Here is a 25,299-nt window from a genome sequence, read left to right on the forward strand (position 1 = left end):
CGGCTCCGGCCAGCGCGCCCCACGCCTCGGTGTGGGTGGCGGGCGTTAGGTTCGGCACATGAGCAGCCCGGCCAGCCCGCCCGACGTCGAGGTGCGCCGCTCGCGCCGCCGACGTCGCACGGTCTCGGCCTACCGTGACGGCGACCGCATCGTCGTGCTGATCCCGGCCACGATGAGCAAGCGTGACGAGGCGACGTGGGTCGCCGACATGGTGGCCCGCATCGAGCGGCAGGAGCGGCGCCGGCTGCGCTCCGACGACGACCTCGTCGCCCGTGCCGCCAAGCTCAACGACCTCTACTTCGGGGGCCTGGCGATCCCGGCCTCGGTGCGCTGGGTGACCAACCAGAACTCCCGCTGGGGCTCTTGCACCCCGGGCGAGGGCACCATCCGGCTCAGCGACCGGCTGCAGAAGGTGCCCGGCTGGGTCGTCGACTACGTCCTGGTCCACGAGCTGGCCCACCTGCTCGAGGCGGGCCACACGCCCGCGTTCTGGGCCTGGGTCGACCGCTACCCCCGCGCGGAGAAGGCCAAGGGCTACCTCGAGGGCTACTCCGCGGCCGCGCGGCTGGAGCCGCCGCCCGGCCTCGACGACGACTGACTCGACGACGACTGAGCCGCCCGCACCCGCGCCACGGCGGCGTCGATGAGGGCGTACATGTCGTCGAAGGTGACCGGCAGCGCGTCGACGGGCCACCAGCGCACGTCGAGCGACTCCTCGCTCGTCGCGTGCGCCGCGTCGGGCTCGGCCGTGGCGAGGAACCGTACGTCGAGGTGGTGGACGGTGCCGCGGTCGGAGCAGAACTCGACCGCGTGCGCGTCGAGGGACAGCGGCTCCTCGTCGAAGGCGAACGACGTCAGGCCCGACTCCTCGACCAGCTCGCGCCGGGCGCCGTCGGCGAGCGACGCGTCATCCGGCTCCAGGTGCCCGCCGAAGGCCAGCCACGCGTCGGCCTTGCGGTGGTGGTTGAGCAGCACCGCGCCGCCGTCGGGCGACACGACGATCGCGCCCGCGGTGAGGTGGTCGGGGAAGCACGCCTTGGTCAGCCCGTCGGGGTGCGCCGCCAGGTGGGCGAGGTAGCGCTCGCGCAGCTGCTCCTGCCCGGGCGTCGGCGCGACCCAGTCCGACAGCGTCGCGACCGCGCTCGCGTGGAGGGCCTGTCCTGAGGAGGGCGCCCCGCGCCCGTCTCGAAGGGTCACTCGGCCGGGCGGGTGCCGCCGTCGGAGCCACCGTCGGTGCCACCGTCGAGCAGGTCGCGCAGGCCGGCGTCGAACTCCTCCTCGGAGAGCTCGCCGGGCGTCACGGAGTCCTCGCGGAAGCCCAGCGGGTCGTCGAGGTCGCTCGCGGTGGGCAGCAGGTGCGGCGACATCCAGACGCCGTCGCGGGCCTCGGTGCCCTGACGGGTGCGCAGCGAGCCCCACAGGGTGGAGGCGTCGCGCAGCCGGCGGGGCCGCAGCTCGAGCCCGACGAGGGTGGCGAAGGTCTGCTCGGCCGGGCCGCCGGCGGCGCGCCGACGGCGTACGGTCTCCTGCAGCTTGGCGGCCGCCGGCATTCGCTCGGCGGTGGCCTGGCTGACGACCTCGTCGACCCAGCCCTCCACGAGCGCGAGGGTCACCTCGAGCTTCTCGAGCGCCGCCTTCTGGGCCGCCGACGGCTCGGGGTCGAAGAGCCCGCCCGCCAGGGCGTCCTGCATCGCCTCGGGGTTGGTCATGTCGACCTCGCGCAGCTTGGACTCCATCCCGGAGGTGTCGAAGTCCATGCCGGCGCCGTACTCCGAGACCGCCCCGATGAGGTGGTCGCGCAGCCACGGCACGCCGGCGAAGAGGCGCTGGTGGGCGGCCTCGCGCAGCGCGAGGTAGAGCAGGACGTCGTCGGCGGAGACGTCGGGCAGCTCCTCGGCGAAGGCCGCGACGTTGGTGGGGAGCAGGGCCGCCTTGCCGATCGGGCCCAGGGGCAGGCCGATGTCGGAGGCGCTGAGCACGTCACCGGCGAGCGCGCCGAGGCCGCTGCCGACCTGGGAGGCCACCATGGCGCCGCTGGCCTTGCCGAGCATGGCCATCAGGGGGCCGGCGAGCTGCTTCATCTCCTCGGGCATCGCCTGGCCCAGGGCCTGGGTGGCGGAGCCGGCAATCGGCTCGACCAGCACCTTCCACACCGGGATCGTCTCGACGATCCACTCCGCCCGCGACCACGCGGCGGTGGTGGTGACGCCCGACGGGAACCCGGTCGTGGTGTCGAGCCAGTGGTCGGCCAGGCGTACGGCGTCGGCGACGGCGCCCGACTGGGCGGGGCTGACCGTCGGGTCGGGCTCCTGCGCAGCGGCGCGACGGGCGAGGTCGGTGACCGTCTCCCAGTTGACCGGGCCGTCGTGCGGCGCGAACAACGACTGCATCTGGGCCATCAGCGCGTTGAGGTCGGGCATCCCGCCGCCGGGGCCGAAGCCGCCCATCTGCGAGAAGATCTGCTCGAACGGCGTGCCCTTGAAGGGGTTGTTGTCATCGGGCCCCTGACCGGACGATCCGGGACCTCCGGGGGTGTCACTCATGGCCTCCACGTTACTCACCGCGCCCAGCAGCGGCACCCCTAGACTCGGCTGCGTGAGCGACCCCACGTCCGACCCCGTGCGCCTCGTCGACATCCGCGACACCCCGCTGGACGTCACGGAGGTCCTCGACGCGCTCGGTGACGACGGCGCCGGAGGCCTCACCCTCTTCGTGGGCCAGGTGCGCGACCACGACTCCGGGAAGGGCGTCACGGCGCTCGACTACTCCGCGCACCCGACCGCCCTCGCCCGGCTCCGCGACGTCTGCCGCCAGGTGGCGCAGGACCACGACGTCAGGGGAGTGGCTGCGGTGCACCGGGTGGGCGAGCTGCGCATCGGCGACCTGGCGGTCGTCGTCGCGACCACGGCAGCGCACCGCGGTGACGCCTTCGCCGCCTCGCGGGCCCTCATCGACACGCTCAAGGCCGAGGTGCCGATCTGGAAGCACCAGGTCTTCGACGACCGGACCGAGGAGTGGGTCGGCACGCCGTAGGGCCTCCCCGTCGCGGACCGCGCCGGCCCCTAGGCTCGTCGCGTGGAGATCCTGCTGTGGCTCGTGCCCTCGGCCGTCGTGGCGTTCGCAGCGATGGCGTGGGTGTCGTGGGCCGGCCGCGACGGCCGCGGCGAGGTCGACCGTGAGGTCGCCGTCGAGCGTCTCGGCCGGGCGATCACCAAGGAGCTGCCGGCGGGCACGCGCCGTACGTCGGCACCGACGCGCGACCGCAGCACCGGCATCGCCGTCCGGCCCAGCCACGGCGCCGGACCGGGTGACGGCACCACCCGCCGCGCCTCCTGATCGACGGCTTCCCACCGCGCAGTTGCCGTCGTTTGAGAGAGTTGCGCCCATGACTCAGCGGACCAGGGCGGGACTGCTCGCACTGTGCCTCCTGGCCGTGCTGTGGGCGACGGCCGCGTTCGTGCCGCTTCCCTACGTCACCTACTACCCCGGTCCGACCGTCGACATACTCGCCGAGAGCGACGGCGACGAGATCGTCCGGGTGAACGGTCACGAGGCCTTCTACGACGATGGCGAGCTGCGGATGACGACCGTCTACGTCAGCACCCCGCAGGAGGACGTCAGCCTTCCCGAGCTGCTGCGCGCCTACTTCGACCCCGACGCCGCCGTCTGGCCGCGCTCCTCGATCTACGCGCCCGACGAGACCGACGAGTCCAGTGATCGCCAGTCGGATGCCGCCATGGTCTCCTCCCAGGACACCGCGGTCGCCGCCGCGCTCACCCAGCTCGGTGAGGAGGTCGACCCGATCGTGGAGGTCCTCGACGTGACCCCCGGGCTGCCCGCCGACGGCAGGCTCGAGGTGCGCGACGTGCTCCTCCGGGTCGGCGGGACGCCCGTCACCGACGCCCAGGACGTCGTCGACGCCGTCGACGCCGCGTCCCCCGGCGAGCCGGTCGCGTTCGTCGTACGCCGTGGGAAGGAGGAGGTCACCGTGGACGTGACCCCCGAGGACGTCGACGGCGACCCGCGCATCGGCATCACCCCCGGCATCGGCTTCGACTTCCCGTTCGAGGTCAGCGTCGACATCGCCGACAACATCGGCGGACCGAGCGCCGGGCTGATGATGTCGCTGGCCATCTACGACACGCTCACCCCGGGCTCCCTGACGGGCGGGGCCGACATCGCCGGCACGGGCACGATCACGCCGGCCGGGAAGGTCGGCCCGATCGGAGGGATCCAGCAGAAGATCGCCGCCGCCCGCGACGCCGGCGCGGAGCTGTTCCTCGTCCCGGCCGACAACTGCGACGGCATCGGGGGAGTGGACCCCGGTGACATGCGCCTGGCCAAGGCCACGACGATGGACGGTGCCGTGACGACCCTCGACGACTGGGTCGCCGACCCCGACGCCGACCTCCCCAGCTGCGAGGAGACCGCCTCATGACCAGCCCCACCGACCCGACCCCCGACCCGACCCCCGACGCCGTGCCCGACCCGGGTGCCCCCGACGCGCTCCCCGAGGACCCGGCCCTCGCCGCGGCCGTCCTCGAGATCGAGGCGCACGTCGCCCAGGACGGGTGGGACCAGCCGGCCCGGCTCTACGCCCTCGTCGACACCGCCACGCTCGTCGCCCAGGAGCCGGCGCTCGCGGCCGCGATGGCGATCGACGGTCCCGGCGACGACGGGTCGTTCACCCCCATCGAGCAGGATGGCCTGCCGCCCGGGCAGGTCCTCGAGGACGCGCTGCAGACCATCGCGTGGCCCGACAGCGTCACCGGGTGCGCCGCCGTCATCGAGCGGCTGGTGCTGCCGCCCGAGGTCGACGACGAGATCCCCGACGACCCCACGGCGGCCGAGCTGTTCGCGCGTGAGCACCCCGAGCGCCAGGAGGTGCGGATGGTCGCCGGCGTGACGCGCGCCGGTGCGTCGTACTGCGCCCTGCGGCTGCGTGCCCACGACGACGAGCAGTCCGTGGTCAACGGCACCGAGCTCGTCCCGGGGCTCCTCGACCTCCTCCACGCGACGCTGCACGACCCCCTCCACGACCTCGCGCACGACACCCAGCCCCACCCCCACGAGAACCCCTGAGGCCATGAGCAATCCCTTCGACCGACCCAACGGACCCACCGGACCCGACGGCCCCCAGCGGCCGGGCGGACCCGGCGGCCCGGGCGGGGCGCGCCCCACGACCACGTCCCGCCGACCGGGCGCGCTGGTCATCACCGCGATCGTCCTCGTCCTGGCCTTCATGCTGCTGAGCGCCTTCGCGTCCTTCTGGACCGAGCGGCTGTGGTTCGGCTCGGTCGGCTACCAGGAGGTCTTCACCACCCTCCTCCTCACCCGGGTCGGCCTGTTCTTCGTCTTCGCCGGGCTGATGGCCGCCGTCGTCGCGGTGACGATGGCGATGGCCTACCGCTACCGACCCGTCCTGTGGCCCGGGATGCCGGGGATGCCCGACGACGGGATGGACCGCTACCGCCAGGTGCTGGCTCCCCGCATGGGCTGGGTCATCGGCGGTGCGGCCGCGGTGATGGGCCTCTTCGCCGGCGCCTCGGCGTCGGGGCAGTGGCGCAGCTACTCCCTGTGGCGGCACAGCCAGGACTTCGGGACGACCGACCCCTACTTCAACAAGGACGTCGGCTTCTACGTCTTCGACCTGCCGTTCTGGCACTACATCGTCGACTTCGTGATGGCCCTGGCCGTCGTGGGCCTCATCGCCTCGCTGCTGATCAACTACCTCTTCGGCGGCATCCGGCTCTCGGCCCGCCCCGGCGAGCGGCTCACCAGCGCCGCGCAGATCCAGGTCTCAGCCCTGCTCGCGCTCTTCGTGCTGGCCAAGGCGGTCGACTACTGGCTCGACCGCTTCGACCTGGTGACCAACTCGGGCTCGATCTTCACCGGCATGGGCTACACCGACGACAAGGCGGTGCTGCCCGCCAAGGAGATCCTCGCCGGCATCGCCATCGTCTGCGCGCTGCTCTTCCTCGCCAACATCTGGCGGCGGACCTGGCTGCTGCCGTCGGTGGGAGTCGCCCTGTTCGCGCTCTCCGCGATCATCCTCGGCCTGATCGTCCCGACCCTCGTCCAGGCGATCCGGGTCAACCCCAACGTGCCGGACCGTGAGGGCCCCTACATCAAGGCCAACATCGACGCGACGCGCGCGGCCTACCAGCTCGACCAGATCGACGTACGCAACGTGAGCGGCACGGCCGTCGCCGACGACGGTGAGCTCGAGGCTCTCGACGGCCTCACCGACGGGATCCCGCTGGTCGACCCGCAGATCGTCAGCGAGATCTTCGAGCAGCAGCAGCAGGTCCGTGCTTACTACTCGGTGCCCAACGTGCTCGACGTCGACCGCTACGAGATCGACGGCACCGACCGGGCCGTGGTGCTCGGCGTGCGCGAGCTCGACCAGAGCGGGCTCGCGGAGAACGACCAGAACTGGTCCAACCTCCACACCGCCTACACGCACGGCAACGGCGTGATCGCGGCCTTCGCCAACCAGCGGCCCGAGGACGACTCCACCCAGCAGACCGGCATCCAGTGGGCCGAGGGTGCGGAGGAGGACGAGGACACCCTGTCGAGGGTCGGCGGCGAGGACGGCTACGAGACGCGGGTCTACTTCGGCGAGCAGAGCCCGACCTACAGCATCGTCGGCCAGCGCCCGGGCGGCGCGCCGGTGGAGTTCGACCTGCCGCGTGGGGACCGCAGCGAGGATGACGTCGCGACGACGTACGACGGTGAGGCGGGCGTCCCGATCGGCAACATCTTCAGCCAGCTGCTCTACGCCGTTCGGTTCAGCGAGCCCAACCTGATCCTGTCGAGCCGCGTGCACGAGAACTCCAAGATCCTCTACGACCGCAACCCGCGCCAGATGGTCGAGAAGGTCGCCCCGTGGCTGACCGTCGACTCCGACCCCTACCCGGCCGTGGTGGACGGGCGGATCCAGTGGATCCTCGACGGCTACACCGTCACCGACAAGTACCCGCTCTCGCAGCGCGAGTCGCTGGAGGAGATGACCGACGACTCCCTGCAGGAGAACACCGGCTTCCAGACCCTGCCGACCGACGAGATCAACTACCTCCGCAACTCGGTCAAGGCCACCGTCGACGCCTACGACGGCACGGTGACGCTCTACGAGTGGGACGAGGAGGACCCGATCCTCCAGGCCTGGACGGAGGTCTTCCCCGACTCGGTGCAGCCCAAGGAAGACATCCCGGAGGCGCTCGAGGAGCACCTGCGCTACCCCGAGGACCTCTTCAAGGCCCAGCGCTTCCAGTTCCAGCGCTACCACGAGACCTCGGCGTCGGCGTGGTTCGAGGGGTCGAGCCGCTGGGAGGTGCCCAGCGACCCGCAGCGCACCACGCGCCTGCAGCCGCCCTACCGCCTGTTCACCGACACCGGCGAGGGCGAGACGTGGTCGCTGACCTCGGTCTACGTGCCGCGCGACAAGGAGAACAACCTCGCGGCCTACATGGCGGTCAACAGCGACGCGACGACTGACGACTACGGCAAGGTCTCGGTGCTGCAGCTGCCCAACGAGCCCACGGGCGGACCGCTGCAGATCGCCAACACCTTCGCCACCAACGAGGACGTCAGCGAGTCGCTGCTGCCCTACACGACCGGTGACGCCGACCGGGTGCCGGGCAACCTGCTGACGGTGCCGATCGGCAACGAGTTCATGTACGTCCAGCCGGTCTACACCCGCCGCGACGGCGAGTCGAACTTCCCGATCCTGCGCTTCGTCCTGGTCTCGTACGAAGGCAACGTCGGCATCGGGGAGACCCTGCGCGGGGCGATCGCCGACGCGTTGATCCTCGCCGACGACGGCGGCCGGAACCAGAACCAGGACCAGTCCCCGGAGCCCACGGACGAGCCCAGCCCGACCGACGGGCCGACCACCGAGCCGTCGCAGTCGCCCGGCTCGCAGCCGACCCAGGAACCCGGGGGAGAGGCCAACGTCTCCGAGCTGCTGCAGCAGGCGAAGGAGAAGTTCGCCGAGGCCGACGAGGCGCAGCGCGAGGGCGACACGGTGCGGTGGGCCCGGCTGATGGAGCAGGGACGCCGACTCGTCGACCAGGCCGTGCGCCAGCTGGGCTGATCGGGCTCCGCCAGCGACCCCTCACCTGGTTCAAGAACTGCGGCCGTACGACGCCCGGATCCGTCCGGATGCGTCGTACGGCCGCAGTTCTTGCTGTCTGCAGGCGGCCGTCGGGCACCCCCCGATTTGGGCCCGGCCCAGCACCGATGTAATGTTCTGTTCACCGACGCGGGGTGGAGCAGCTCGGTAGCTCGCTGGGCTCATAACCCAGAGGTCGCAGGTTCAAATCCTGCCCCCGCTACTCAAGAATCAAAAGATTCGCACCTTGGCCCCCACATCTTGTGGGGGCCAAGCGCATTTCAGCCCACATCTAGTGGCCCGATGCGCCTATCCGGGGTCGATTGTCGGCTTGATTGTTTCTCGAATGACCTAGGTGACCCTGGTCGCACCAGGTGCATCCCCCGTTCGATCCACGCGTGTACTGCACCGCCTTGCGTCCCCGATCGAGGGCGATCGGGGGCATCCGGGGGCGTCGAGGGACGACTCCTGAAGAAAGTTGAGCCCGGCTGGTGGCGGGGATTGCCGGACCCTGATCGCCTCGGACGGTCCTGCGACATGACCCCCATGACGCCCGGCGACACGCCGGCCACCTACAGCCCCGACACCACCCTCACCCTCAGCGAGATCGCCGACCTCACCGGCCGCGACCTCAAGACCATCAAGACCTGGAACGACTCCGGCAAGGGCCGCTGGCCCAACGCCACCCAGGACGAAACCGGCCGCAAGACCTGGCGCGTCCCGGTCCGCGACCTCGTCGCCACCGACGTCCTCGACGCCTCCCAGATCGAGCAGGTCGCGAACGAGCTCGCCGCCCGGCGCGAGTCCAAGGAGACCAAGGCCCTCCGCGAGCAGGTCATCCGCCTCGAGGAGAAGCTCACCGCCGCGGCGGCCCTCGCCGATGAGCGCGCCAACACCATCGCCCTCCTCAAGAGCCTGGTCCCCAAGGGCGGTGCAGCATGAGCCGCAAGCTGACCGGTTCCAAGAAGCAGACCGACGGCGGCTGGACCGCCAGCCTCCCGATTCGCCGCGGCGCCACCAAGCGCCGGACCTACACCTTCACCACCGAAGAGGCCGTCGACCGCTGGATCGCCGCCGGCATCGCCGCCATCGAGAGCGACACCGACCTCCCCACCCCCGGGGCCGAGGGACGCGTCGCGAACAAGCGCACCCAGAAGACCGGGACCGACTTCCGCGCCATGGCCGACCGGTGGCACGCCGAGCGCTACGAGGAGCTGCGGCGCGGCAAGCACGACCGCGCCACCTCGACCCTCGGCCACATCAAGCGCATCGCCGCCTTCATGAACGAGCGCGGCCTCGTGCTCGAGACCATGGTGCGTGACGAGGTGAAGGCGTTGCAGGCGACCCTCACCCGGTCGAACACCGACATCACGGTCCGCGTCCCGGACGGCGTCGACCCGACCCAGCTGGTCACCATGGCCGAGGCCCTCGAGCTCCCCAAGATGGCATCCAAGTCGACGCTGAAGCGCCGCAAGGCCGAAGGCAAGCTCGTTCCCGTCGACCCGTCTTCCGCGGTGCACCGCTTCCTCGTCTCCGATCTCTACAACGAGGACATCCTCGGCCCCGGCGGCGAGCTCCGCCGAGGACCGCGCACCAACGGCAGCCTCTCCCAGGACGTCGCCAAGGACGTCATGTGGGCCTTCGAGGAAATCTGCAAGTACGCCCTGGACCACGGCGTCGACGTCCCGCAGGACCGCAGCAGCCTCGCCATGCACATCACCGACAAGGCGCCCAGCGCTGAGCGCCAGCCCGTCAGTCTCACGCGCTGCGCCGACATCGCCTCGCGGTTGCACGTCGTGCACCAGCTCGCCCTGTGGGTCATGCGCATCCTCGGGCTGCGCATCAGCGAGGCCTACGGCATCCGCGTCTACGACGTGCTCGACCAGGGGCCGGGCCAGTACGGCGCCGTCGCGGTCAAGACGCAGGGCGGCAAGAAGTTCACCCAGATCGCCCCGGACGGCACCAAGGTCACCAGCGACGACAAGGACGAGCTCAAGACCAAGAACTCCAAGCGCGCGCTCGTCGTCCCGCCCGCCCTCATGGACTTCATCCGCCTCGTCGTCGCTGTCTTCCACACCGACGCCGACGGCGTGATCCGCCAGGACGCTCGCCTCATCCCCGGCCTCAACCGCCGAGACGCCGGCGGCCAGGCTGCCTTCCGCACCGCCCTGGCGGATGCTGCCGAGGCCGCCCGCGTCGACTGCACGCCTGAGGAGGAGGTGATCGACGAGGTCTTCTCCTGCACGCCCCACGACATGCGACGGACCATCCTGTCCGACCTCGATCGCCTCAAGGTGAAGGGCACCCACACGCGGCGATTCGCCGGCCACCTCGCCGGCACCGCCGTCCTCCACCGCAGCTACCTCCTCGACGACCCGAAGCTCCGCCCCGCGCGGAAGATCGCCGTCCTCATCCAGAAGGAGCTCACCACCAACCTCCCGGTCGGACTCGTCATCCCCACCACCGTCCGCTGCACCACCGGCAACCAGAAGTTCCTCGCGTTGGACGGTCCGCGCATCGACGCCGAGCTCGCCGAGCGTGGCTCCCTCGTCCTCACGACGGACGAGGGCGGGGAGCCGCTCCTCGGGACCGTCGAGGCTGCCGATCTCTGGGACGTCACGCCCAAGACGGCGCGTCTCTGGATGGCCGAGGGTCGAGTGCCGTCAGTCCCGTGCGGCGGTCGTGGCAAGGGGCAGGAGCGGCGGGTGCGTCTCTGCGACGCCATGGCACTGCGCCAGCGGCTCAGCACCCAGATCACGCTCGTCCGGCTCGCCGATGAGGTCCAGACGACCTACCACACCGTGTACCAGTTCGTCCGCGCGAAGGGGCTCGAGCTCGAGGCCTGGGGCGAGCGCGACTTCATCGTCCCGCCCGCAACTGCCGCCCTCCTGCGCGAGCACTACGCACACCAGGCAGAACTGCACCGCCGCGCCGTGCCCTACTCCAAGGCAGCGAAGGAGCTCGGTACGACGGTGGCTGCGGTCGAGCACCTCGTGGAGGACGGGACGTTGGACAAGGACGAGCGCGCCTACGACGGTCGTCGCATGGTCACCCGCGAGAGCCTCGCCGGGGCCACCCAGCAGCCGGTTCGCCGTCCCACTCCGACGGTCCGCGACGACCTGATGACGTGGGCCGAGGTGTCGGCCGCAACCGGACTGGCGAGCGCGGACATCGACGCACTCGTTGCTGACGGAATGCTGGTGCGCGTGCAGCACCAGCGGCGACGCCACGTGACTCGGGTCAGCGTGCTGAGGTATCTCGCCGAGCACGACCCGTCACGCCTCGCGCTGGCCGTCTGACGGGTCCAAGCTCGATACCCCTCCCTCCACGCGACCGATGAGGCGGTCCGGCTCGCGTGGAGGTCGTGGGTGCCGCCGTCAGCGTGACTCTTTGCTGCGCAGGGCGTGGCCAACGGCACCCGGAACAAGGTGCCTACGACCCTTGACTACATACCCCCTAGGGGTATGGTTGAGGACATGAACGCGCACGTGCACGAACCGGACACCGCTACGACGCACCAGATCACGGACCCGGTGTGCGGAATGAGCGTCGACCCGACCGCGACAGAGCACACGCTCACGCACGACGGACGGGAGTTCTACTTCTGCTCGGCGAGCTGCAAGGACAAGTTCCAGGCCACGCCCGACCGGTACGCAAGCCACGACCAGCACGACCAGCACGACCAGCACGACCACGCCGGGAACGCTCACGATCGCGGCGGACACGCTGCGACGGCCAGCGGCACTGCCCCACCCACGCCCGGCGACGGGGAGGCTGTGGAGTACACGTGCCCGATGCACCCCGAGATCCGTCGACCCGGCCCCGGGGCGTGCCCCATCTGCGGCATGGCGCTCGAGCCGGTCGTGGTCACGGTCGACTCCGGCCCGTCGCCGGAGCTGCGCGACATGACCCGCCGCTTCTGGTTCGGCGTCGCGCTCTCCATCCCCGTCGTCATCCTCGGCATGGGCCGCGACCTCGTCGAACCGCTGCACGACGCCGTGTCCGCCACGACGTCCGCGTGGATCCAACTCGTCCTGGCCACACCGGTGGTCCTGTGGGCCGGGTGGCCGTTCTTCACCCGCGGCTGGGCGTCGGTACGCACCATGAGGCTGAACATGTTCACGCTCATCGCGATGGGCACCGGCGTCGCCTGGCTGTTCTCCGTCGTCGCAACGTTGGCCCCGGGCATCTTCCCCGCGGCGTTCCGCGAAGACGGCGCAGTCGACGTGTACTTCGAGGCGGCCGCCGTCATCACCACCCTCGTCCTCCTGGGTCAGGTGCTGGAGCTTCGCGCCCGTGAGGCGACCTCTGGTGCCATCAAGGCGCTTCTCGACCTGTCCCCGAAGACCGCCAGGCGGGTGCGTGACGACGGCACAGAGGAGGAGGTCACTCTCGACCAGGTTCAGCTCGGCGACCTGCTCCGCGTCCGCCCCGGCGAGAAAGTTCCCGTCGACGGCGTCGTCGAGGAAGGGAAGTCCGCGGTCGACGAGTCGCTGGTCACTGGCGAGTCCATGCCCGTGACGAAGGAGCCGGGCGACAACGCGATCGGCGGCACCCTCAACTCCACCGGGGCGCTCCTCGTGCGCGCCAGCGCGGTCGGTCGAGACACCATGCTCGCCCGCATCGTGCAGATGGTCGCTGAAGCGCAGCGCTCCCGTGCGCCCATCCAGCGCACCGTCGACAAGGTGTCCGCGGTGTTCGTGCCGGCCGTCATCGGCATCGCCGTGCTCGCGTTCATCATCTGGGCCCTCGTGGGCCCCGACCCGAAGCTCGCCCACGCGCTGGTCGTCGCGGTCAGCGTCCTCATCATCGCCTGCCCGTGTGCGCTCGGCCTGGCCACGCCCATGTCCATCATGGTCGGGGTCGGCCGGGGCGCCCAGATGGGTGTCCTCATCAAGAACGCCGAGGCTCTCGAGCGGATGGAGAAGGTCGACACAGTCGTCGTCGACAAGACCGGGACGCTTACCGAGGGCAAGCCGGCGGTCGTCGCGGTCGAACTCGCAGACGGGTTCAGCAACCTGAGCGCCGCGGAGCTGCTGCGGCTCGCAGCCGCGGTGGAGAACGCCTCTGAGCACCCGCTCGCGCGTGCCATCGTCGACAAGGCCCAGGCCGACAGTGCCGGCGGCTCGAGGGCGAGCGGGGCGCGGCTGCCCGAGGTGGCTGACTTCGACGCCCCGGCCGGCAAGGGCGTCCTCGGGACCGTCGAGGGCCGCAAGGTACTCATCGGCACCGCGGGGTTCCTCACCAGTCAGGGCATCGACCCCGCAGGACTGGCCGAGACGGCGGACCGGCTGCGCCGTACGGGGGCGACCGCGGTTCTCGTCGCCGTCGACGGCACCCCCGCGGGTGTCATCGGCATCGCCGACCAGGTCAAGGAGACGACCCCGGCTGCTCTGGCGGCGCTGCGCAAGGAGGGCATCGAGGTCATCATGCTCACCGGCGACAACCAGGTCACCGCTCAGGCTGTCGCCGCCGAGCTCGGCATCGACCGAGTCGAAGCCGAGGTGCTGCCCGACCACAAGGCCGACGTCGTCAACAAGCTCCGTGCTGAGGGCCGCGTGGTCGCGTTCGCCGGCGATGGCGTCAACGACGCTCCGGCGTTGGCCGCTGCGGATGTGGGCCTGGCGATGGGCACCGGCACGGACGTCGCGATGGAGTCTGCCGGCGTCACGCTGCTGCGCGGCGACCTCAACGGCATCGCCCACGCCCGCCAGCTCTCCCACGCCGTCATGGGGAACGTTCGTATCGGAATTCTCGCCGCCTTCGGCTACAACACCGTCGGCATCCCCATCGCCGCCGGTGTGCTCTACCCGGTGTTCGGGTGGCTGCTGTCGCCGGTCATCGCCGCGGCCGCGATGGCGTTGTCGTCGGTCAGCGTCATCATCAACGCGCTCCGGCTGCGGACCCAGAAACTGGCGTGAGACCAGCGGCTCCGTACCATCGAGAACGATGAAGCCAGTGCCTTCCACCGCCGTCAGCACCCGTAGGCGAGTCCTACGGGCGCTGACTGCTGGGCGCGGCGCCCGCCGCCCCTGGCTGCCCGCCCTCGTGGCGGCCCTGGTCGTCGGCATCCTCGGCATGCACGCCCTGGCCAGCCACGGCGCCCCGTCCGCCGCCGCGGCTCCTGCAAGCACGATGGCCGCGATGAGCACGCCGGCAGGCCACGACGCGGCGATGGCAGCAGGGACATCCGACGCCAGTCACCACCACGCCGCCGCTGCCGCACACACCGCGATGGCGGCCGCCGGCACCAGTGTGAACGGTGACTTCGGCTCGGGACACGGCTCAGGACACGGGATGGCCGGCATGGTCATGCTGTGCGTCGTCATGCTCGCCGCGGCGGCGCTCACGCTGCTGGTGGTGCTCGCCGCGCGACTCTTCCGACCGCTGCTGCCGGCCGCGTTCATGCCCGCCGCTGTGCGTGAGCGGGCGTTGCAGTGGGTGCGTGGCACCGGCCCGCCCTACGAGTGGCAGTTCTCCGTCATCAGGTGCTGACAGGTCCTGCGACCGCCCGCCACCGCTGAGCTCGACCGCGACTGCCTCGCGCGTTCGACAGCAGCGTTCCGGCCGGGTGACGCCTCCGCCTGCCTCCAACACCCCACTGACTACCTGAGACCAGGAGAACTTCCCATGCACAAGACCAAGACCCGCACGCGTGCGCTCACCGCGCTCGCGCTCACCCTTGTCCTCGGCGCCGGCCTCACCGCCTGCGGCGACGACACCTCGGACGCGGCCGGCCAGGCCGAGGTCAGCACGACCGAGCACAACGACGCCGACGTCACTTTCGCCAGCGACATGATGACCCACCACGCGCAAGCGCTCTCGATGGTCGACCTGACCCTCAACCGCCCCCTCGACCCGGAGGTTCAGGGGCTGGCCGAGGACATCCGAGAAGCGCAGGGCCCCGAGATCGAGACGATGGCCGACTGGCTCACCGAGTGGGGCGAGGACGTGCCGGAGACGATGCGCGACCACGTCAACGGTGGCCACGACATGGACGACATGTCCGACAACATGGACGACATGGGCCACGACGACATGCCCGGGATGATGACCGCGGACGACATCGACGACCTGGAGAACTCCGCCGACGGCGAGTTCCAGGACATGTGGCTCGAGATGATGATCGAGCACCACGAGGGCGCGGTCGAGATGGCGCAGACCGAGCAGGCCGAGGGCAAGTTCAAGGACGCCGTCGACCTCGCCGGTCAGGTCATCGAGACGCAGACGGCCCAGATCGACACCATGAAGGAGCTCCTCAGCTCCTGAGCTCGAGCGCAGGCGGACGCCATCGGCTCCTCGGTGACGTCCGCCCGCGCGCCTCCCCCGTCCCGCATACCGGCCGAGACCGGACGCGTCCCCCTCTCTTGGAAAGTAGAGCGTCGTGAAGACCCCCACCCCCATCGTGCTTGCGGCCGTCGTCACGACGGCCCTCACGTTGACCCTCGCCGGATGCAACAACGAGCCAGCCACCACCAGCGACACCAGTCCGACCGGCGCGAGCGGTTCGACCTCGTCCAGTACCGCCGCGGCGGCGCCCGACGACACCTCTCTCCCGCCGTGGCCCGCCCCGGCCGACGTGCCCGCCCGCGTCGCCGCCGCCGGCCTCGACCTCGGCCCGATGGGGACCGCCGAGCACTACCACCCCCACCTGGCCGTCACCATTGACGGCCAGCCGGTACCCGTGCCGCCCAACATCGGCGTCGACCCGAACACCGGCGCCATGTCCGCGGTCCACACTCACGAGGGTGACGGCACCATCCACATCGAGGCCCACACGGTCGGTGAGAAGTTCACCCTCGGCCAGCTGTTCACCCAGTGGGGCGTGACCCTCACACCCACCCAGGTCGGCGGCGTGAAGGCAAAGGGTGACGCGAAGGTGACCGTCACCAGCAACGGCACCCCGGTCGCCGGAGACCCGGCCGACCTGCGGCTCGAGCCCGACCAGCAGATCGAGCTCACTCTCGGGTGAGTTCGCCGGCACGATGAAGCGTCTGGGGTAGCGGCCCACCGGTTCGACCTCTGGCCGGCGTGTTGTGGACCAGCCGGTCCTGCTGTCGGGCGCGCTGACAGGATGCGCCTGCTGGCGAGGGGAGACGATGTGGACTGGCAGCGGGACCTGGTGGGGCTGGTGGCCGGCTTCGTGCTCGCCACGGTGACCACGCCAGTGGGTGTGTCCGGCGCAGTGTTCCTGCTCCCGGTGCAGCTCTCGGTGCTTCACGTGCCGAACCCGCGGGTGACCCCGACGAACCTGCTCTTCAACGTCATCTCCGGACCCGGCGGATTGGCGCGCTACCGCCGGCGCGGGCAGTTCGACCGCGCGCTCACGCGCCAACTGCTGGCCGGCTCGGTGCCCGGGGTGGTGCTCGGGGCGCTCATCCGCGTGTACGTGGTCGCGGACCCGGACGTGTTCCGGGCGCTGGCGGCGGCGGTGCTCGCCCCGGTCGGGCTGTTCATCTTGCGCAAGCCCGCACCAGGCTCGATCGAGCGGCGGCTGTCCCCGAGGACGGTACGTGTGCTGGCGTTCGTCATCGGGGTCGTGGGCGGCATCTACGGCATCGGCGGCGGCTCCGTCCTCGGCCCCATCCTGGTCGGCACCGGCATGGCGGTGGCCACCGTGGCACCGGTGGCGTTGCTCTCAACCTGGGTGACGTCCTTGGTCGGGGTGGTGACGTACGCGGTCATCGCTTTGGATGCGACCGGCCCGGTGGCGCCGGACTGGTCGTTGGGCGTGGCGACGGGTCTCGGTGGGCTGGCCGGCGGGTGGGTCGGAGCCTCGCTCCAGCCCCACATCCCCGAACGGGCGTTGAGAACGCTGCTCGGGGTGATGGCGCTGGCGCTGGCGGTGCTCTACCTGGTGCAGGTCGTACTCGGCTGACCCAGGCGGCGTGGGCCAGTTGTCGTCGTCCACGGTCGGCAGCACCCGCGAGAAGCTGAACCGGCGTCAAGGCGGGACGAAAGACCCTACCCCCGGGGGGTATGCGGGGCGACCATGGGAGCAAGAGCTGAACCCGTGAGGAGCCCGCCATGGCCGCAACAGAAAGCACCCGAGACGCGACCCGCCCGACTAGCGCGGCAGCGCACGAGTGCCACCTGCCATCCGACGCGTCCGCCGGTACGCCCCTACCTGCTACCCGCGGCTACGCCGGCAGGCGTGAGGACTACCTGGTGCGGCTGCGTCGCATCGAGGGCCAGGTCCGCGGCGTGCAGAAGATGGTCGCCGACGACCGCTGGTGCCCGGACGTGGTCAACCAGCTCGCCGCCGTGACCCGAGCGACCGAAGAGGTCGCCGCCGGGCTGCTCGACGACCACGTGCGCCACTGCGTCCTCGAAGCCGCCCGCCAGTCCGGTGACGCCGGACAGGCCCGCATGGACGAGGTCGCCGCCGCCATCCGCCAGGTCATCCGCCTCTGAACCCACCCCACGCGCTCACCCACGAGCCACCCGTTCACCCACCCACGAGAAGGAGCAGAACGATGAACACCAACATGACCCGGAGCCCGAACCTCGGGCTGTTCGCGGTCGCAGCCGCCATCGCCGTCGTCGGCGCACTGTGGGTCGGCGTCCCCGCCGGCACCCTCGCCGTCGTCGGCATCGCCCTCATCTGCCCGCTGATGATGATGGTGATGATGGGCGGAATGATGGGGATGCACCACGGCGGCAGCAACGACAGCAGCACGCCGTCCCACGACCGCTCCGACGACCAGCACCCTCAGGACCGCTGAGGTCGTCATGACCGCCCACGCCACACCTCACCCCGCCGGCCACACCGCATCTGCGGCGGCTGGCCGGCCGCTGATGACCGCGTCCGGTGTCGAGAAGTCGTACCGGCGCGGCATCTGGCCGGCCCGTCACGCCCAGGCGGTCCTCAAAGGCGCGAACCTCGAGCTGCTGCCAGGTGAGGTGGTCGGCCTGGTTGGGGAGAACGGGTCGGGGAAGTCCACACTGATGAAGGTCCTCTTCGGCGAGCTCGCCCCGGACGCCGGCACCGTGGAGCACGTCGGACGGCTCGGCTACTGCCCCCAGGAGCCGGTCGTGTACGAGCGCCTGACGTGCGATGAGCACTTCGAGCTGTTCGGGCACGCCTACCGGATGAACCCGGCCGACGAGCACACGTCGCGTCGCCGGCTCTACGAGACCCTCGGGTTCACCCGCTACGCTGGCACGCGCGCGGACCAGCTCTCCGGCGGCACCTTGTCGAAGCTCAACCTGGGGCTGGCGCTGCTCGCCGACCCCGAAGTGCTGCTCCTCGACGAGCCGTACGCCGGGTTCAACTTCGACACCTACCTGCGGTTCTGGGACCTGGTTGCCGAACGCCGGGCCGCAGGCCGAAGCGTGCTCATCATCAGCCACTTCGTCGTCGACGAGCACCGCTTCGACCGCATCGTCCAGCTGCACGACGGCACCACCCACGACCGACCACCGCACGACCGTCCGTCTGAGTGAGCACCCGATGAGCACCGTCGACACCTCCGTTCGCGTCCCCATCGGCGGCGGACTGCTGGTGCGCCGCTTCCTCGTCGAGGCAGCCCGCAACCGGGTGACCCTCGGCCTGCTCGTCGTCGTCCCGGTCGTGTTCGTCGCCATCGTGGGGGTGTCATCACCGATGCCGGCGAGCTCCTGGGCGGCCAGGGTGGACCTCAGGCCGAGACGACCACGGCCGGCTGGACGGCCGGGTTCGTTGCCGCGGTCGCGATGTACTTCCAGGTCCGCTCCGCCCGCGCCGCCGACCAGCGCCTCGTCCTGGCGGGACTACCCGCGGCACGCCTGGTCCTGGCACGCATGACGACCGGAGCCGCGCTCGCGGTGGTGGCCGCCACCGCGTCCTACCTGACGCTCGTGGTCCGCGTCGGTGGCCTCGACCACCCCGCCCGAGTCGCCGCGGCCACCGTGATGTTCGCGGTCATCTACCTGGCCCTCGGCGCCCTCATCGGCGCCCTGGTGGCCAACCCGGTCAACGGCACGGTGCTCGTCTTGTTCGTCTGGCTCGTCGACGTCGTCTTCGGGCCTGCGTTCCGGCCCGCCGACACCCTCGTGTCCAAGGTCTTCCCGACCCACTACCTGAGCCTGTGGATGATGGACGAGCCGTCCGGTCACGCGGGCCGGCCCGGCGATCTGGGCTGGGCGCTCATCTGGACCCTCGTCGCCGTCGCACTCAGCTGGATGGTCGTCGCGGCCACCAGCCGCACCGCGCGGACCCACGCCCGCACCAGCTCGAGCTCGGCCCGCGGCCAGCTCGCCGTGGGCACCCAGATGGGCCTGCGTGAAATCAGCCGAAACCGGGTGCTGTGGGCGCTCATGGTCGCTGTCCCGGGCCTCTTCGTCGCCCTGTCCGCCTTCACCACGCCCGAGGGCTACGAAACGATGATGGTCCGCGAAGCCGGCCGGACCGTGGCCGCGACGTTCTGGTTCCCTGACACCCACCCCGGCCTGATGGCGCCCATCTCGGTCGGAGCGCTGGCTGCCGTCGTGGGGCTGTTCACCGCGCTCGGTGCACGCGCCGCCGATCGACGGCTCGCCCTGGCGGGGTTCCATCCGGTCAGCCTGCTCACGTCGCGACTCCTTGTCGTGGCCGTGCTGGCCCTCGTCGTCACCGCCGCCTCACTAACGGTCACCGCGCTGTTCTTCGAACCCGGCCAGTGGGGCCCGTACGTGCTGGCCAACCTGCTCATCGCGTCCACCTACGCCCTCGTCGGCGTCCTGGTCGGCTGGCTCTTCGGCCGCGTCGGCGGCGTGCTGGTCGCGTTCCTCCTCCCGTTCCTCGACCTCGCGATCGAGCAGAGTCCCATGTTGAACCCCGACCTCTCCACCCTCGCGCACCTGCTACCGGGGTACGGAGCCAGCAGGGTCCTTTACGACGCCGCACTGACCAGCAGCTTCGACGAGACCGCCTCGCTCCTCATCGCGCTGGGCTGGCTCGCGATGCTTGCTGCTCTCGTCGCTGGCCTACTCGGCCGGGTCGTTCGTCCTGCTCGCCGCCGACCTCGACGGGGCCGTCGCCCTCGAGCAGCGGTCGCGATTCTGCGGACTTCCCGGGCTCGCCCGTGACGTGCATCCAGGCAGGTGAGCTAGCCCGGGGCTCCAAGCAACGCGCATTGGGCTAACATCACGTTTTGTGATGACTGAGACGATGAGCTCGCCTCGCACGTACGCGGGCTTCACCGCGGCCGCGTGCCTGTTCCACGGGTTCTCCGACCCTGCACGGCTGGCCATCTTGCAGCGACTCAGCGAAGGCGAACAACGCGTCGTCGACCTCGTCAACCACCTGGGCCTCCCGCAGAGTTCGTGCTCCAAGCACCTGGCCTGCCTCAAGGACTGCGGACTCGTCACCTCCCGCGCGCAGGGCCGGGCGTCGGTGTACTCGCTGACCCACCCCGACCTGCTGCTGCGACTGTTCGCCGGCGCCGACGAGCTGCTCGACGCCACGGGTGAGGCCGTCGCGCTGTGCGAGAACTACGGCGCCACGACGCTCCACCCATCCGATCCTGCGAGTGAGGAGACCGCATGACGTCCCACGACCACACGGTCACGACGCACGAGCACGCGCCGTTGACGGCCTCCGAGCGAGCCAGGCTCGGCCGCCGGGCCCAGCTGCTCGCCGCGGCGTCGGTGACGTACAACGTCATCGAGGCGGTCATCGCCATCACCGCCGGCATCGTCGCGGGCTCCGTCGCGCTCGTCGGGTTCGGCCTCGACTCCATCGTTGAAGTCTCCAGCGGCCTCATCATCCTGTGGCAGTTCCGCCACAAGATGCCCGAGAGCCGCGAGCGGCAGGCGCTGCGGCTGATGGCATTCTCGTTCTTCGCGCTCGCCGCGTACGTGTCGTTCGAGTCGGTCCGCGCCCTGCTGGGCGACCACGACCCCGACGCCTCCCCGGTCGGCATCGGTCTCGCCATCGCGTCGCTGGCCATCATGCCGTTCCTGTCATGGGCGCAACGCCGCACCGGGAAGGCGCTCGGCTCGAACGCCGTCGTCGCCGATTCCACCCAGACCCTGCTGTGCACCTACCTCTCGGCCGTGCTCCTCGTCGGCCTGGTGCTGAACGCCACCCTCGGCTGGTCGTGGGCCGACCCCATTGCCGGCCTCATCATCGCCGCGGTCGCGGTCAAGGAAGGCCGGGAGGCGTGGCGCGGTGAAGGCTGCTGCGGCGCCGTTGGCTCCAGCCACCACGACACGGACCATGAAGGCGACGCATGCGGTTGCAGCTCTGACGGTGGATGCAGCGACGGATGCTGCGCCCCTGCCGCTGACGCGGGCAGCGAGTCCGCACGGAACCTCGAGGTGTTCCAGATCAGCCCGCCTGGTGAGGACCAGTGAGCGTCACCGCGCTGGGCCTGTTCGGCGTGTACCTGCTGCTCGGTTTCGTGGCACGCACCTTGGCCGCAGTGGTGCCGCACCGGTAACGGCGGGTTCACGTCACCCTCCAATCTCACCACGGGGCCCTCGGTGCACGGGCGAACAACAGCGCCATCACGCGGGCGCTGGCCGCAACCACGCCGTCATCCTCACCGCGGCCTACCTAGCCGTGGTCGCGCTCATCCTCGAACGGTTCTGGAACACAACTGAGCACCCTCGTCCGCTGAGACGATCACGAGTCGGACAAGGCGGATAGGCGACGCCGGAACTCGTCCTCGTCAATTTCTCCGGCTGCGAACCGTCGCCGCAGGATGAGGGCCGCCTCAGATGAGCCCATGTTCGGCCCGGTGGTCGAGCCGGTCGCTGAGCCAGACCCGCCGCGTCCAGGACTGCGCAACATCACCACGAGCAGCGCAACTGCAAGACCGACGAGCACCAAGAGCAACACGATCAGCGCAAACCACCCAAAGCCGTACCCCTCGTGCATCCTGTCGTAGTCGCCCCACATCACACTCACCTCACTCATGGCCCGTCCGCTTCACCACCACTTCATCAGGCGTGGGGACTCTGGCGCATGTGTCGGACGGGTCCCGTTCATGGGGTCGAAAGGCCCCAGTTCGGCAGCGAACCGGCACACGCTGAGCGACCCTCAGCCAAGGCCTTGCATCTTGTACCCGGGTACAGGCTTACCGTGGGCTCATGGACCAAAGCGCCAGCGGCGACGCCCCCGGCACCGGGCTGGCATGGGCCGACGTCGAGGCATGCACCCTCCCAACCGCCGATCGACCCCTACGCGTCGCGGAGTTCGACGACCTGTTCACCACGTCGCTGCGCTCGATCGACCAGCCCAGCGACACGTACGCGCACTTGGTGTTGACCGGCGACATCGAGTCGCGCACCGCGCCCGCCGGCTCGTCGAAGCCGAGATGGCCTGCTGCTCGTTCTTCACCTTCACCATCAGCGAGCCCCAACCCGGCAACGTGAGCCTCGACATCGACGTCCTGCCCGCACACGCCGGCGTCCTCACGGGACTCCTCGACCACGCCCGCGCCGTGCTGGCGGCAGCATCATGAGCGCCCTCAACGCCGCCCAGCAGGCCGGGGGAGCGGTCGCCGACACGGTAGGGATGCGTCGCGGCCGGGTCGCAGCCGCCGCCGGCCTCAACATCGAGACTCTGCGCTACTACGAACGCCGCGGCCTCCTCGCCGCCCCCGACCGCAGCCCCGGGGGACACCGGCTCTACCCACCCGAGACCGTCACCGTGCTCCGGGTCATCAAGGCTGCCCAACGCCTCGGGTTCACGCTCGACGAAGTCTCCGACCTGCTCGAGCTCGGCCGCCACCGCCACGGCAAGCGCATCGACGCCGGACTCCAACAACGCGCGCACACCAAGCTCGTCGAGGTGGAGGTACGCATCTCCGACCTGACCGCCATCCGCGACAACCTCACCGCCGCACTCGATGCCGGCTGCGACGACCTCCTGGCGTGCGCGTCGTCGCCGTGCTGCCCCATCCCGTTCGAGGCCATCACCCTCCACCCCGACAGCCAGCCCGCACCGGCAGCGAACATCCGGGCGCAACGATGACGGACATGCCCGGACCTGACACCGCGGCCGACCGGCCCGGCAACCGACACCTGATCGGCGGCGCGGCAGCCGCGTGTGCCGTGTGCTGCGCAGCTCCCGTCGTCGGGTTCCTCGGTGTGGCCGGCCTCGCCGCCACAGCGGTCACGCTCGTGTTCGCCGGTGTCGTGTTCGCCCTCGTCGTCGGCCTGCTCGCGGTCGCGGCCCTGCTCACCCGTCGGGCACGTTCACGACAGACGTCGTGCACACCGCGCGCCGACGCCACCGTCGGCGGAACCATGCCGGTGGCGCTCCTACCCACGCGCACCGCCGACGACAGCTGAGCGCACGCTTCGCGCCGTCAGTTGAGCACCCCCGCCACACCGGTGCCTGGCCGTCGTCGTGAGGGCCGCACGCCTTGGGAGACTGCGCTCATGACCGTCGCGAAGTCCCTGCTCCTGTTCGCCCTTGCGGCCGTCGCCGAAATCGGTGGCGCCTGGCTCGTGTGGCAGGGGGTACGCGAACACCGCGGTTGGCTGTGGGTTGGCGCGGGCGTCATCGCACTCGGTCTCTACGGGTTCGTCGCAACGCTCCAGCCCGACGCGAACTTCGGCCGCATCCTCGCCGCCTACGGCGGGGTGTTCGTCGCCGGCTCCCTCGCGTGGGGCATGGCCGTGGACGGCTTCCGGCCCGACCGTTACGACGTCGTCGGAGCGCTCGTGTGCCTGGTCGGGGTCGCGGTCATCATGTATGCACCCCGACCCGCCTGACCCGCTCGCCGAACGCCCGCCAGCACGTCGAAGCAGTCGGCGGTCCTCGGGCCGGTCGCGTCGAGTCCGCTGCAGCACCAGCAAGGACATGGCGGCCCGGTACCGGCGGCCTGTGGACGTTGCAGTCGGCCGTCTTCCCCGAGAACCGTGCCTCCATCGCCCTGCGGACACACGGCCGGCTATGGCACTCCCGCGGTTCGCTCCCGCATCGCTCGGCTCGACGGCGTGTGGCGCGACATCGTGCTCCTCGAGCGGCGCAAGGCCGACCGAGGACTCGTCCTGGGCCCAGGCGCGCTATGCGGCGTCGGACTCGTCCGGCTCCGGGTCCGCGGGCTGTGCGAGCTTGTGACGCCACGGGAACACCCACCGGAACAGGCTCGCGCCGGGGCGACGGCACCAGCAGCCGTCCGGGCAGCCGCAGCACCTCGCACCAAGGGCTTCCGCAACGCGGGTGCCAGCGGCCACCGCGACGTATGCCCCAGCCACGACAAGAAGGCCCTTCTTCACCGCAACGCCTCCACCAGCTGCTCTACCTCCGGTGAGCCCCTCAGGCCAGCTGGCGTGGGGTACATGCGGCATGCCAGTCCGACCTGTTCGCCACCAGTGACGAACGGGTCCCGTCCGTCGATGCGGATGCTCGGCGAGCCGATGAACTCCAGGTCGTCGGCCTGCTCGGGAGTCTCGACGCGCCGCCGGTGCACGGTTGCGTCACCCCGGCCCGTCAGGGCGAGCGCATCGTGCAGGCGCTGGTCGGCGACCTGCCAGCTCGGGCATCCGTCGAAGTACAGCAGCTCGACCTGCACGTAGCGCTCCTCGCATGACTCGGTGGAGACGACTCGTGGGGTGCGTCTCTGGAGCTCCCATTGTCCCACTTCGTGGTCGAGGTGGCACTCTCCGCAGGCGTGCGTAGTCCTGTTCTCAACGAACCCTTCACGCGAGACACTGCCTCATGGCGTTGGAGGAGCAGCCGGCTGACCGGGCGAGCATCCATGCCGAGCTGGAGCGGGTGCGCACCGACCTGCATCAGCTCGTCTCGCGCGCGACCGCAGACGACCTTCGCCGACGCACGAACGGGACGCGATGGACCAACGGCCAGATGCTGTGGCACATGGCGTTCGGCTACCTGCTCGTCCGCCGCTTGCTTCTGCTGGTGCGCCTCTTCGGCCGGTTGCCCGAGCCGTTCAGCCGCGCCTTCGCCGCCGTCTTGAACGCGGGCACGCGGCCCTTCCACCACGTCAACTACGCGGGTGCTGTCGGCGGTGCGCTCGTCTTCCACGGGCCCCATCTGACCCGGCAGTTCGACCGCACCATCGGCCTGCTTCATCGACGTCTGGATGCGGAGTCCGATGCGGCGCTGGCCCGTCGGATGCACTTCCCCGTCGACTGGGACCCGTTCTTCCAGGAGACGATGACGCTTGAGCAGGTCTACCGGTACGCGACCCAGCACTACGACTTCCACCGGGCTCAGCTCACGCTCGAGTAGACGTCCAGGTGGAGTC

The 25,299-nt window shown here is 70.5% G+C and carries 28 protein-coding genes and 1 tRNA gene; 25 read left to right on the top strand and 4 right to left on the bottom strand.

The features are described 5' to 3' along the window. Positions 1–58 precede the first annotated feature (58 nt). Positions 59–598 (top strand): M48 family metallopeptidase, encoded by a 540-nt coding sequence (locus ACNKF0_RS06215; RefSeq protein WP_299921873.1) that lies wholly within the window; start codon positions 59–61, stop codon positions 596–598. On the opposite strand, the gene ACNKF0_RS06220 is transcribed toward ACNKF0_RS06215, so the two are convergent. Further along, positions 547–1,197, bottom strand: coding sequence for an NUDIX hydrolase (locus ACNKF0_RS06220; RefSeq protein ID WP_416956693.1), 651 nt, complete (start codon positions 1,195–1,197; stop codon positions 547–549). The two genes, ACNKF0_RS06215 and ACNKF0_RS06220, sit on opposite strands and share 52 nt — an antisense overlap. Continuing rightward, positions 1,194–2,543, bottom strand: a complete 1,350-nt coding sequence (locus ACNKF0_RS06225; RefSeq protein WP_416956694.1) for a zinc-dependent metalloprotease — start codon at positions 2,541–2,543, stop codon at positions 1,194–1,196. Before ACNKF0_RS06225 ends, ACNKF0_RS06220 begins: the two co-directional genes overlap by 4 nt. Positions 2,544–2,595: 52 nt before the next feature. On the opposite strand from ACNKF0_RS06225, the gene ACNKF0_RS06230 reads away from it, so the two are divergent. The 19 genes from ACNKF0_RS06230 (at position 2,596) to ACNKF0_RS06320 (ending at position 21,430) form a co-directional block, all read left to right on the top strand. Beyond that, positions 2,596–3,033: a molybdenum cofactor biosynthesis protein MoaE gene (locus ACNKF0_RS06230; RefSeq protein ID WP_299921866.1), complete on the top strand. Its 438-nt coding sequence runs from the start codon at positions 2,596–2,598 to the stop codon at positions 3,031–3,033. A gap of 42 nt (positions 3,034–3,075) precedes the next feature. After that, positions 3,076–3,336, top strand: coding sequence for a hypothetical protein (locus tag ACNKF0_RS06235; protein WP_416956696.1), 261 nt, complete (start codon positions 3,076–3,078; stop codon positions 3,334–3,336). Between the two features lie 49 nt (positions 3,337–3,385). Continuing rightward, complete coding sequence (locus tag ACNKF0_RS06240; protein ID WP_416956698.1) at positions 3,386–4,438, top strand: PDZ domain-containing protein; 1,053 nt, start codon at positions 3,386–3,388, stop codon at positions 4,436–4,438. Then, entirely contained in the window at positions 4,435–5,082 is a 648-nt protein-coding gene (locus ACNKF0_RS06245; RefSeq protein ID WP_416956700.1) for a PPA1309 family protein, read from the top strand. Before ACNKF0_RS06240 ends, ACNKF0_RS06245 begins: the two co-directional genes overlap by 4 nt. Before the next feature lie 4 nt (positions 5,083–5,086). Then, on the top strand, positions 5,087–8,095 hold the full coding sequence (locus ACNKF0_RS06250) for a UPF0182 family protein (protein ID WP_416956702.1): 3,009 nt from the start codon (positions 5,087–5,089) through the stop codon (positions 8,093–8,095). A gap of 167 nt (positions 8,096–8,262) precedes the next feature. Then, a tRNA-Met gene (locus ACNKF0_RS06255) sits at positions 8,263–8,336 on the top strand. Between the two features lie 314 nt (positions 8,337–8,650). Further along, positions 8,651–9,055, top strand: coding sequence for a hypothetical protein (locus ACNKF0_RS06260; RefSeq protein WP_416956704.1), 405 nt, complete (start codon positions 8,651–8,653; stop codon positions 9,053–9,055). Further along, positions 9,052–11,412, top strand: coding sequence for a hypothetical protein (locus ACNKF0_RS06265; protein WP_129456440.1), 2,361 nt, complete (start codon positions 9,052–9,054; stop codon positions 11,410–11,412). Before ACNKF0_RS06260 ends, ACNKF0_RS06265 begins: the two co-directional genes overlap by 4 nt. Positions 11,413–11,589: 177 nt before the next feature. Next, positions 11,590–14,034 (top strand): heavy metal translocating P-type ATPase, encoded by a 2,445-nt coding sequence (locus ACNKF0_RS06270; protein ID WP_416956706.1) that lies wholly within the window; start codon positions 11,590–11,592, stop codon positions 14,032–14,034. Between the two features lie 28 nt (positions 14,035–14,062). After that, positions 14,063–14,608, top strand: coding sequence for a hypothetical protein (locus tag ACNKF0_RS06275; protein ID WP_129456442.1), 546 nt, complete (start codon positions 14,063–14,065; stop codon positions 14,606–14,608). Between the two features lie 135 nt (positions 14,609–14,743). After that, positions 14,744–15,382 carry a DUF305 domain-containing protein gene (locus tag ACNKF0_RS06280; protein ID WP_129456443.1) on the top strand — a complete coding sequence of 213 codons (639 nt, stop codon included), beginning with the start codon at positions 14,744–14,746 and terminating at the stop codon, positions 15,380–15,382. A gap of 115 nt (positions 15,383–15,497) precedes the next feature. Continuing rightward, a complete protein-coding gene (locus ACNKF0_RS06285; RefSeq protein WP_129456444.1) occupies positions 15,498–16,085 on the top strand; it encodes a hypothetical protein in 588 nt (195 codons plus the stop codon). Between the two features lie 129 nt (positions 16,086–16,214). Beyond that, entirely contained in the window at positions 16,215–16,991 is a 777-nt protein-coding gene (locus ACNKF0_RS06290; protein ID WP_416956709.1) for a sulfite exporter TauE/SafE family protein, read from the top strand. 149 nt (positions 16,992–17,140) lie between these two features. Continuing rightward, positions 17,141–17,527, top strand: coding sequence for a metal-sensitive transcriptional regulator (locus tag ACNKF0_RS06295; protein WP_129456445.1), 387 nt, complete (start codon positions 17,141–17,143; stop codon positions 17,525–17,527). 62 nt (positions 17,528–17,589) lie between these two features. Continuing rightward, complete coding sequence (locus ACNKF0_RS06300; RefSeq protein WP_207206902.1) at positions 17,590–17,838, top strand: DUF2933 domain-containing protein; 249 nt, start codon at positions 17,590–17,592, stop codon at positions 17,836–17,838. Between the two features lie 73 nt (positions 17,839–17,911). Beyond that, the gene (locus ACNKF0_RS06305; protein ID WP_416956712.1) at positions 17,912–18,559 is read left to right on the top strand and encodes an ATP-binding cassette domain-containing protein; all 648 of its coding nucleotides are present in this window, start codon (positions 17,912–17,914) and stop codon (positions 18,557–18,559) included. 249 nt (positions 18,560–18,808) lie between these two features. Then, positions 18,809–20,161 carry an ABC transporter permease gene (locus tag ACNKF0_RS06310; RefSeq protein ID WP_416956714.1) on the top strand — a complete coding sequence of 451 codons (1,353 nt, stop codon included), beginning with the start codon at positions 18,809–18,811 and terminating at the stop codon, positions 20,159–20,161. Positions 20,162–20,231: 70 nt separating this feature from the next. Then, positions 20,232–20,621 (top strand): ArsR/SmtB family transcription factor, encoded by a 390-nt coding sequence (locus ACNKF0_RS06315; protein ID WP_165356171.1) that lies wholly within the window; start codon positions 20,232–20,234, stop codon positions 20,619–20,621. Further along, entirely contained in the window at positions 20,618–21,430 is an 813-nt protein-coding gene (locus ACNKF0_RS06320) for a cation diffusion facilitator family transporter (protein WP_129456449.1), read from the top strand. Before ACNKF0_RS06315 ends, ACNKF0_RS06320 begins: the two co-directional genes overlap by 4 nt. Positions 21,431–21,701: 271 nt before the next feature. On the opposite strand, the gene ACNKF0_RS06325 is transcribed toward ACNKF0_RS06320, so the two are convergent. Further along, on the bottom strand, positions 21,702–21,995 hold the full coding sequence (locus tag ACNKF0_RS06325) for an SHOCT domain-containing protein (protein ID WP_207206903.1): 294 nt from the start codon (positions 21,993–21,995) through the stop codon (positions 21,702–21,704). 400 nt (positions 21,996–22,395) lie between these two features. Here ACNKF0_RS06325 and ACNKF0_RS06330 point away from each other — a divergent pair, with 400 nt between their 5' ends. The 4 genes from ACNKF0_RS06330 (at position 22,396) to ACNKF0_RS06345 (ending at position 23,800) form a co-directional block, all read left to right on the top strand. Next, complete coding sequence (locus ACNKF0_RS06330) at positions 22,396–22,542, top strand: hypothetical protein (protein ID WP_416956717.1); 147 nt, start codon at positions 22,396–22,398, stop codon at positions 22,540–22,542. Further along, positions 22,539–23,054 carry a MerR family transcriptional regulator gene (locus ACNKF0_RS06335; protein ID WP_224745681.1) on the top strand — a complete coding sequence of 172 codons (516 nt, stop codon included), beginning with the start codon at positions 22,539–22,541 and terminating at the stop codon, positions 23,052–23,054. The genes ACNKF0_RS06330 and ACNKF0_RS06335 overlap by 4 nt, the downstream gene beginning before the upstream one ends. 5 nt (positions 23,055–23,059) lie before the next feature. Continuing rightward, entirely contained in the window at positions 23,060–23,374 is a 315-nt protein-coding gene (locus tag ACNKF0_RS06340; RefSeq protein WP_172258219.1) for a hypothetical protein, read from the top strand. Between the two features lie 90 nt (positions 23,375–23,464). Beyond that, positions 23,465–23,800 carry a YnfA family protein gene (locus tag ACNKF0_RS06345; protein ID WP_129457151.1) on the top strand — a complete coding sequence of 112 codons (336 nt, stop codon included), beginning with the start codon at positions 23,465–23,467 and terminating at the stop codon, positions 23,798–23,800. 503 nt (positions 23,801–24,303) lie between these two features. On the opposite strand, the gene ACNKF0_RS06350 is transcribed toward ACNKF0_RS06345, so the two are convergent. Further along, on the bottom strand, positions 24,304–24,603 hold the full coding sequence (locus ACNKF0_RS06350) for a thioredoxin family protein (RefSeq protein ID WP_129457152.1): 300 nt from the start codon (positions 24,601–24,603) through the stop codon (positions 24,304–24,306). A gap of 146 nt (positions 24,604–24,749) precedes the next feature. Here ACNKF0_RS06350 and ACNKF0_RS06355 point away from each other — a divergent pair, with 146 nt between their 5' ends. Next, positions 24,750–25,283, top strand: coding sequence for a DinB family protein (locus ACNKF0_RS06355; protein WP_129457153.1), 534 nt, complete (start codon positions 24,750–24,752; stop codon positions 25,281–25,283). Positions 25,284–25,299: the final 16 nt, after the last annotated feature.

The organism is Nocardioides sp. T5 (assembly GCF_048161455.1).
GTDB lineage: Bacteria > Actinomycetota > Actinomycetes > Propionibacteriales > Nocardioidaceae > Nocardioides.

What these genes read in the sequence shown, in the direction of transcription:
- ACNKF0_RS06320 (WP_129456449.1), top strand. Translation starts at nt 20,618, where the DNA reads ATGACGTCCCACGACCACACGGTCACGACGCACGAGCACGCGCCGTTG.
- ACNKF0_RS06225 (WP_416956694.1), bottom strand. Translation starts at nt 2,543, where the DNA reads ATGAGTGACACCCCCGGAGGTCCCGGATCGTCCGGTCAGGGGCCCGAT.
- ACNKF0_RS06245 (WP_416956700.1), top strand. Translation starts at nt 4,435, where the DNA reads ATGACCAGCCCCACCGACCCGACCCCCGACCCGACCCCCGACGCCGTG.
- ACNKF0_RS06340 (WP_172258219.1), top strand. Translation starts at nt 23,060, where the DNA reads ATGCCCGGACCTGACACCGCGGCCGACCGGCCCGGCAACCGACACCTG.
- ACNKF0_RS06280 (WP_129456443.1), top strand. Translation starts at nt 14,744, where the DNA reads ATGCACAAGACCAAGACCCGCACGCGTGCGCTCACCGCGCTCGCGCTC.
- ACNKF0_RS06260 (WP_416956704.1), top strand. Translation starts at nt 8,651, where the DNA reads ATGACCCCCATGACGCCCGGCGACACGCCGGCCACCTACAGCCCCGAC.
- ACNKF0_RS06335 (WP_224745681.1), top strand. Translation starts at nt 22,539, where the DNA reads ATGAGCGCCCTCAACGCCGCCCAGCAGGCCGGGGGAGCGGTCGCCGAC.
- ACNKF0_RS06275 (WP_129456442.1), top strand. Translation starts at nt 14,063, where the DNA reads ATGAAGCCAGTGCCTTCCACCGCCGTCAGCACCCGTAGGCGAGTCCTA.
- ACNKF0_RS06295 (WP_129456445.1), top strand. Translation starts at nt 17,141, where the DNA reads ATGGCCGCAACAGAAAGCACCCGAGACGCGACCCGCCCGACTAGCGCG.
- ACNKF0_RS06305 (WP_416956712.1), top strand. Translation starts at nt 17,912, where the DNA reads ATGACCGCGTCCGGTGTCGAGAAGTCGTACCGGCGCGGCATCTGGCCG.
- ACNKF0_RS06325 (WP_207206903.1), bottom strand. Translation starts at nt 21,995, where the DNA reads ATGAGTGAGGTGAGTGTGATGTGGGGCGACTACGACAGGATGCACGAG.
- ACNKF0_RS06240 (WP_416956698.1), top strand. Translation starts at nt 3,386, where the DNA reads ATGACTCAGCGGACCAGGGCGGGACTGCTCGCACTGTGCCTCCTGGCC.
- ACNKF0_RS06330 (WP_416956717.1), top strand. Translation starts at nt 22,396, where the DNA reads ATGGCCTGCTGCTCGTTCTTCACCTTCACCATCAGCGAGCCCCAACCC.
- ACNKF0_RS06265 (WP_129456440.1), top strand. Translation starts at nt 9,052, where the DNA reads ATGAGCCGCAAGCTGACCGGTTCCAAGAAGCAGACCGACGGCGGCTGG.
- ACNKF0_RS06310 (WP_416956714.1), top strand. Translation starts at nt 18,809, where the DNA reads ATGTACTTCCAGGTCCGCTCCGCCCGCGCCGCCGACCAGCGCCTCGTC.
- ACNKF0_RS06250 (WP_416956702.1), top strand. Translation starts at nt 5,087, where the DNA reads ATGAGCAATCCCTTCGACCGACCCAACGGACCCACCGGACCCGACGGC.
- ACNKF0_RS06345 (WP_129457151.1), top strand. Translation starts at nt 23,465, where the DNA reads ATGACCGTCGCGAAGTCCCTGCTCCTGTTCGCCCTTGCGGCCGTCGCC.
- ACNKF0_RS06300 (WP_207206902.1), top strand. Translation starts at nt 17,590, where the DNA reads ATGAACACCAACATGACCCGGAGCCCGAACCTCGGGCTGTTCGCGGTC.
- ACNKF0_RS06215 (WP_299921873.1), top strand. Translation starts at nt 59, where the DNA reads ATGAGCAGCCCGGCCAGCCCGCCCGACGTCGAGGTGCGCCGCTCGCGC.
- ACNKF0_RS06270 (WP_416956706.1), top strand. Translation starts at nt 11,590, where the DNA reads ATGAACGCGCACGTGCACGAACCGGACACCGCTACGACGCACCAGATC.
- ACNKF0_RS06355 (WP_129457153.1), top strand. Translation starts at nt 24,750, where the DNA reads ATGGCGTTGGAGGAGCAGCCGGCTGACCGGGCGAGCATCCATGCCGAG.
- ACNKF0_RS06315 (WP_165356171.1), top strand. Translation starts at nt 20,232, where the DNA reads ATGACTGAGACGATGAGCTCGCCTCGCACGTACGCGGGCTTCACCGCG.